Here is a 5,857-nt window from a genome sequence, read left to right as displayed (position 1 = left end):
GTAGTTTGCATCATCCACCACATCGTCATGCACCAACGTTGCAGTATGTAATAATTCTATTAGCGAGGCCCCTCGATAAGTAGATTCCTCAATTTTTCCGCATGTGCCAGCGCTTAAGAAGACAAACATTGGGCGCATCTGCTTTCCTTTGCGCTTTATGATGTATGTCATGATTTTATCAAGAAGGAGCACCTTAGTTTTCATAGATGAACGGAATTTCTTTTCAAATTCCTCCATCTCGTTGGCAATGGGTGCTTTTATTTCTCTTAGATTTAAGGCCATCTATCGACTAGTTGGCTACAATATTAACTCCATCGGGGAGCTTATCAAAACAAATAGTATGACGAATCAAATAAAACAAGATTTTGAGCTTATCAGTAAAAATGAGAACCGCCCTTTTCTTGCCGATTTAACAGCCGAAAGGACAAACAGTTCGTTGCCCGTTGTTCTTTTTGTTCATGGATTTAAGGGGTTTAAAGATTGGGGGCATTTTAACATGCTAGCTCAAAAATTTGCAGAACAAGGGTTTGCTTTTATTAAGTTCAATATGTCATTCAACGGCATTTCTAATGATGACCCCAGTAACTTCACTGATTTAGAAGCGTTTGGTAATAATAACTTTTCCAAAGAGTTGAATGATATGGATACCATGCTAGAATTCATTCACTCGAACCCTATAGAGGATGTTAAGTTAAATCCAGAACAATTGTTTGTAGTAGGCCATAGCAGAGGTGGCGGGGTTTCAATAATTAAAACAAAGGAAGATAAGCGAATTAAAGGGCTTGCTACCTGGGCAGCTTTAAATGACTTTTCAATGGGTTTTACTGATGAGCTGATTGAACATTGGAAAAAGAAGGGTGTTCATTACGTTGAAAATACCAGGACTAACCAAATGATGCCTTTATATTTCCAGGCATATCACGATCTTATAAACAATCGTAAACGATACAACCCGAAGCTAGCTATTAGTGAGGTAACCCAACCAACGCTCATCATCCATGGCGATAAAGACCCCACCGTGCCGGTAGAACATGCATACGCACTTCAACAGTCAAAACCGGATGCTGAGCTTCATATTATTGAAGGTGCCGATCATGTATTTGGCGGCTCACACCCCTTTAATGCAGATGATTTGCACCCACACACATACGAGGTATTGAATAAAACTGTATCTTTCTTCAAGAATATTTAAAATATGCATATCGATTTTAATTCAGAGGTTTGGCACCATATTCTGGTGTCGCTAATAATATTAACCATCGCCTTTATTGTCACAAAAATACTGCGGTATTCTTTGAACAAGTTTGTTAAAACAGCTTCACTTAAGCTGAATGTAGACCCTACAAAATATAATTTTATAAAGAATGCGGCCAGCTTTATTATTTTTATAATAGCTATAATCGTTATTTTCTATCGAATTCCTGAATTAAAAGATTATGGTGTAACCATTTTTGCAGGTGCCGGTGTGTTTGCCGCAATCATTGGTTTTGCTTCCCAATCGGCATTTTCCAATATCATTACAGGAATTTTTCTGGTAATTTTCAAACCCTTTAGAGTAGGCGATCATATTAAAATAGGCACCGATCTTATGGGTGAGGTAGAAGATATTACACTGCGCCATACGGTAATAAAAAATTATGAGAATAGAAGAATTGTTATCCCCAATTCTGTAATAAGTAATGAAACCATAATAAACTCTACATTAAACGAGTATGAAACTTGTATGCATATTCATGTTGGAATTAGTTATGATTCCAATATAGATGTTGCTACTAAAATTATTCAGGAAGAAGCCCAGAAGCATCCTGATTTTTTAGATGTTCGAACTTCTGAAGATATAGCCAAAGGTGTGCCTGCAGTAAGGGTTCGGTTGATAGATTTTGGAGATAGTTCATTAAATTTAAGAGGATATGTGTGGGCAAGAGACCCTATGATTGGTTTTGCGATGAAATGCGACCTCCACCAGTCCATAAAAGAAAGGTTCGATAAAGAAGGTGTTGAAATACCATTCCCTTATAGAACCATTGTTTACAAAGACAAAAAATAGTTTATGCAATTTGACTTTCCTAACCCGTTTGATTTTCCAAAAATTAAATTTCCAAGTTTGATTAAGTCATCAAAAACAGCTGGCTTACCTCCCGGTCAATTGGTGCACTTGGGTGAGAAACTTACTGACAAATCGCTGGTTGAACTGATCAGCTATAACGATAAAGAATTTAAAGAAGCTAGCAGCGGCAAGTCTAATGAAATAACTGAAGTACTTTCAGCCGAAACTGTTAACTGGATTAATATCGATGGTTTACATAATGTGGATCTTATTCGCGAAGTAGGTGAGCATTTTGCCGTAAACTCCCTGATACTTGAAGATATACTAAACCCCGATCAGCGGCCTAAAGTTGAAGAGTACGAAGAACACTTATTTTTTACCTTAAAAACTCTTAATGCCTTAAATACTGAGAGCATCATTTACGAGCAAATGAGTTTTGTTTTAGGCAAAAACTATATTCTATCTTTTCAGGAAAAAGAAGGTGACCTTTTCGAAGGAATGAGAAACCGATTGAAGAATGACCCAAATAGTAAAGCACGGAAAAAGCATGCCGACTATCTCTTTTACCGATTTATCGACACCATAGTAGATAGTTATTTTCTAATACTTGAAAACATAGCAGAGCGTATTGAATTGTTGGAAGACGAGGTTTTTGTTAATCCAACTAAACGCACCCTACAAAAAATACAACAGTTAAAAAAAGAATTAATTTTTCTTAGAAAATCAGTTTATCCGGTAAGGGAAGCGGTGAGTAAAATTAGTAAGGGTGAGTACCACTTTATTAAAAAAGAAACGATTCAGTACTTCAATGACGTGTATGATCACACGATACAAGTAATTGAAACCATGGAAACGTATCGTGATCTTACCACCAGCTTGATGGATATGTACATGACCAGTGTGAGTAATAAGATGAATGAGGTAATGAAGGTCCTAACCATTATTGCCACCATATTCATTCCACTTACTTTCATAGCCGGTATTTACGGAATGAATTTCGAATATATGCCGGAACTCCAATGGAAGTATGGCTATGCCGGAGTGTGGGGACTTATGCTCTCCACTTTAATTGTAATGGTGATATATTTTAAAAGGAAGAAGTGGTTTTAAAAGTCAATTAGAATGAACGCAGGCTACTCTGGTACACCGTTAGCTAAAAAACTAGGAATTAAAGAGGGTTTCAAAGTACTTTTCGTAAATCAACCAGATCATTATTTTCATCTGTTCACAGACCTGCCAGAAATTGAAGAAGCAAAGAAATCTGATACTGATTTAGATTTCATCCATCTTTTCGTACTGAGTTTGACTGAGTTAGAAAAGCATTTTAACACATGTAAAAATCAACTTACCAAAAATGGCACCTTGTGGGTATCATGGCCAAAAAAGGCATCGAAAGTAGAAACAGATTTAGATGGAAACATCGTAAGAGAATATGGATTGGCCAATGGTTTGGTAGATGTAAAAGTATGTGCAGTGGATGAAACCTGGTCGGGATTGAAGTTTATGTACCGAATTAAGGATAGATAACCACTTTTAAAGTAACTGTATGAAATCTCTATTTATAACATTATGTCTATTGTCAATGGCTTGCGCTGATATTCAAGCACAAGATAACTTCCAATACTTTGCCTTAATCTACACAACTGGAGAAAATTGGGATACTAGTATTGCGCATACGGATCAACCTTATTTTGCTGAACATTCTGCCTTTCTGGCAAAACTGAGAAAAGAGGGTAAAATAGAAATAGGCGCGCGCTATTCTGACAAAGGGTTAATCATTCTGAAAGTGAAAGATGAAGATGAGGCTAAGGCACTTCTTGCTCAGGACTTATCTGTAACTCATAAAACTTTTAAAGCAGAGCTATTTCCATTCTCGCCATTCTATACTGGTTGTATTGAAAAATAAAAAGTTGAAAACAAAAGCTATATTTTCAACTCCCTATTCGTTTAGCTAGCATCGTTAAACATTGTGCGTCTACACATTTTCGAGGAAAATCGCATTTTCAGCTGTCTTTTTATGTTGCTCCAAGTCCGCTTTTACACTATCTAACTTCATTCCGATCGTCATTAAAGCCGTTTTACCTAATGGCAATCTTAGCGAAGGTTTTTCTGCATTAGCAAGGTCAATGATCGCCTTTGCTGCCTTAACAGGATCTCCCTCCTGCTTGCCGTCAACACCTTTGAGCTTTGCTCTGAAAGCTCCTGCTGTTTCAGAGTAGTCATCGATGACATTCTTTGCCTCACCCAGACCAGCTGCTGCAAATTTTGTTCTGAATGGGCCTGGCTCTACAATTGAAACTTTAATACCTAAAGGAGCTACCTCCTGTGCGAGAGCTTCACTAAAGCCTTCGAGTGCAAATTTACTCGCATTATATATGCCGAATCCGCCAAATGCTTTTATTCCTCCGTGTGAAGAAATTTGAATAATATGTCCACTTTTTTGGGCTCTGAAATGAGGTAATACTGCTTGCGTCACCTTTAAAGCTCCAAAAAAGTTGGGCTCAAAAACTAAGCGCACTTCTTCAATGCTTGTTTCTTCTACTGCACCCACAAAACCAACACCTGCATTGTTGACCAACACATCAATGGTATGTTTTGCCAAGACTTCCGTCAATGTTTTTTGAATACCATCAATATCAGCGGTATCTAATAAAACTGAAGTGCCCTTGCCTTCATTTGCTTTATTAAAGGCATCCACTTGCTCCTGTTTTCTAAATGTGCCGATTACAAAATCGCCACTTTCCATCACTGCTTCTGCCAGTGCCTTACCTAGGCCGCTCGAGATGCCTGTAATTAACCAATTTTTCTTTTTCATACTAACCTATGATTTGAACTAATTTGTTTCTATTAAAATAACCAACGATCATAAAAAGTGCCGTTGGTAACAACCAAATTCCATTACCTATAAAATCATATGCTATGTGAAAAGCCACGATATTGAATACAACAGGCAATAGTAACAGCCATGCCAGAAATCTGGTTTTAGAAGAGAATAACAGGATTCCACCTACAATTTCAAAAATGGCCACTATTGCAAACAAATAAGAAGTAAACATGGCACCCATAAACATCTGAGCCGTTGCATCTGCTGGTGGTTCCACTGGAATAAATCCAATAAACTTATTCAATCCAAAAATGATCATTAAAAGGCCCAATACTGCCGGGATTGCGTTTTTGATTATCTTTTCCATTTTGTTAGTTAGTTGAAAGTGAATTAATGATTTCAGCAACTTCTACTCTATTTCTGTAGTCGCCACCAATTGCTTTGGCAAATGAAATGGTACTATCTTGCTCTATGATAAATACAGCAGGAACAGGAAGTTCCTTTGAGTCATCAGAGTAATGGCTGTCGAAATCAATGCCCAAATTGGCCATCGCTTCAAGCGGAGTATCTCCATTTTTAAATACGGTAGTATAATTATGTGCTACCATGTTGCCATTATCACTCAATACCTCAAATTGCAATTCATTTTTCTCCTTCATGTTTAGAGATTCGTCTGGTGTTTGAGGAGAAATAGCCACTAATTGAGCACCCAACTCCTTAATTTCTGAAAGTGCTTGCTGATACTGTGCAAGTTGCAAATTGCAATAAGGGCACCACGTTCCACGATAAAAGGTTAGTACCACTTTGCCTTGCTTTAAAAGCTCAGAAAGTTTCACCACATCGCCTAGTGCGTTTGTTAATGAAAAATTAGAAGCTTTATCACCCGCTTGCACTTTTAAAATGCTGTTGTGAGTTGCTTCCAGTGCAATGGCATCTTTTTCGAATACAGCCAATACTTCTTCAGGCAACATTCCTTGTAAATTTGC

General features: G+C 37.5%; 9 protein-coding genes. 5 read left to right on the top strand and 4 right to left on the bottom strand.

From position 1 onward, the window contains the following. A partial coding sequence (locus RLO81_RS00390) for a polyprenyl synthetase family protein (protein WP_350105638.1) occupies positions 1 to 282 on the bottom strand: 282 nt, incomplete at its 3' end. Between the two features lie 58 nt (positions 283 to 340). On the opposite strand from RLO81_RS00390, the gene RLO81_RS00385 reads away from it, so the two are divergent. Genes RLO81_RS00385 through RLO81_RS00365 form a run of 5 tightly spaced genes read left to right on the top strand, consistent with a single transcriptional unit; the run spans position 341 to position 3,953 of the window. Continuing rightward, positions 341 to 1,192, top strand: coding sequence for an alpha/beta hydrolase (locus RLO81_RS00385; RefSeq protein WP_350105635.1), 852 nt, complete (start codon positions 341 to 343; stop codon positions 1,190 to 1,192). A 3-nt stretch (positions 1,193 to 1,195) separates the two neighbouring features. Further along, positions 1,196 to 2,047, top strand: a complete 852-nt coding sequence (locus tag RLO81_RS00380; protein ID WP_350105632.1) for a mechanosensitive ion channel family protein — start codon at positions 1,196 to 1,198, stop codon at positions 2,045 to 2,047. A 57-nt stretch (positions 2,048 to 2,104) separates the two neighbouring features. Then, entirely contained in the window at positions 2,105 to 3,157 is a 1,053-nt protein-coding gene (corA, locus tag RLO81_RS00375) for a magnesium/cobalt transporter CorA (protein ID WP_350105630.1), read from the top strand. A 12-nt stretch (positions 3,158 to 3,169) separates the two neighbouring features. Further along, on the top strand, positions 3,170 to 3,574 hold the full coding sequence (locus RLO81_RS00370; RefSeq protein ID WP_350105627.1) for a DUF3052 domain-containing protein: 405 nt from the start codon (positions 3,170 to 3,172) through the stop codon (positions 3,572 to 3,574). A 19-nt stretch (positions 3,575 to 3,593) separates the two neighbouring features. After that, on the top strand, positions 3,594 to 3,953 hold the full coding sequence (locus RLO81_RS00365; RefSeq protein ID WP_350105624.1) for a YciI family protein: 360 nt from the start codon (positions 3,594 to 3,596) through the stop codon (positions 3,951 to 3,953). A 69-nt stretch (positions 3,954 to 4,022) separates the two neighbouring features. On the opposite strand, the gene RLO81_RS00360 is transcribed toward RLO81_RS00365, so the two are convergent. The 3 genes from RLO81_RS00360 to RLO81_RS00350 form a co-directional block, all read right to left on the bottom strand. Further along, a complete protein-coding gene (locus tag RLO81_RS00360) occupies positions 4,023 to 4,862 on the bottom strand; it encodes an oxidoreductase (RefSeq protein ID WP_350105622.1) in 840 nt (279 codons plus the stop codon). A 1-nt stretch (position 4,863) separates the two neighbouring features. Then, complete coding sequence (locus tag RLO81_RS00355; RefSeq protein ID WP_350105619.1) at positions 4,864 to 5,238, bottom strand: DoxX family membrane protein; 375 nt, start codon at positions 5,236 to 5,238, stop codon at positions 4,864 to 4,866. A 4-nt stretch (positions 5,239 to 5,242) separates the two neighbouring features. After that, a partial coding sequence (locus RLO81_RS00350) for a peroxiredoxin-like family protein (protein WP_350105616.1) occupies positions 5,243 to 5,857 on the bottom strand: 615 nt, incomplete at its 5' end.

Source organism: Fulvivirga sp. (assembly GCF_040220315.1).
GTDB lineage: Bacteria > Bacteroidota > Bacteroidia > Cytophagales > Cyclobacteriaceae > Fulvivirga.
This window is presented reverse-complemented; position numbering and strand designations above follow the sequence as displayed.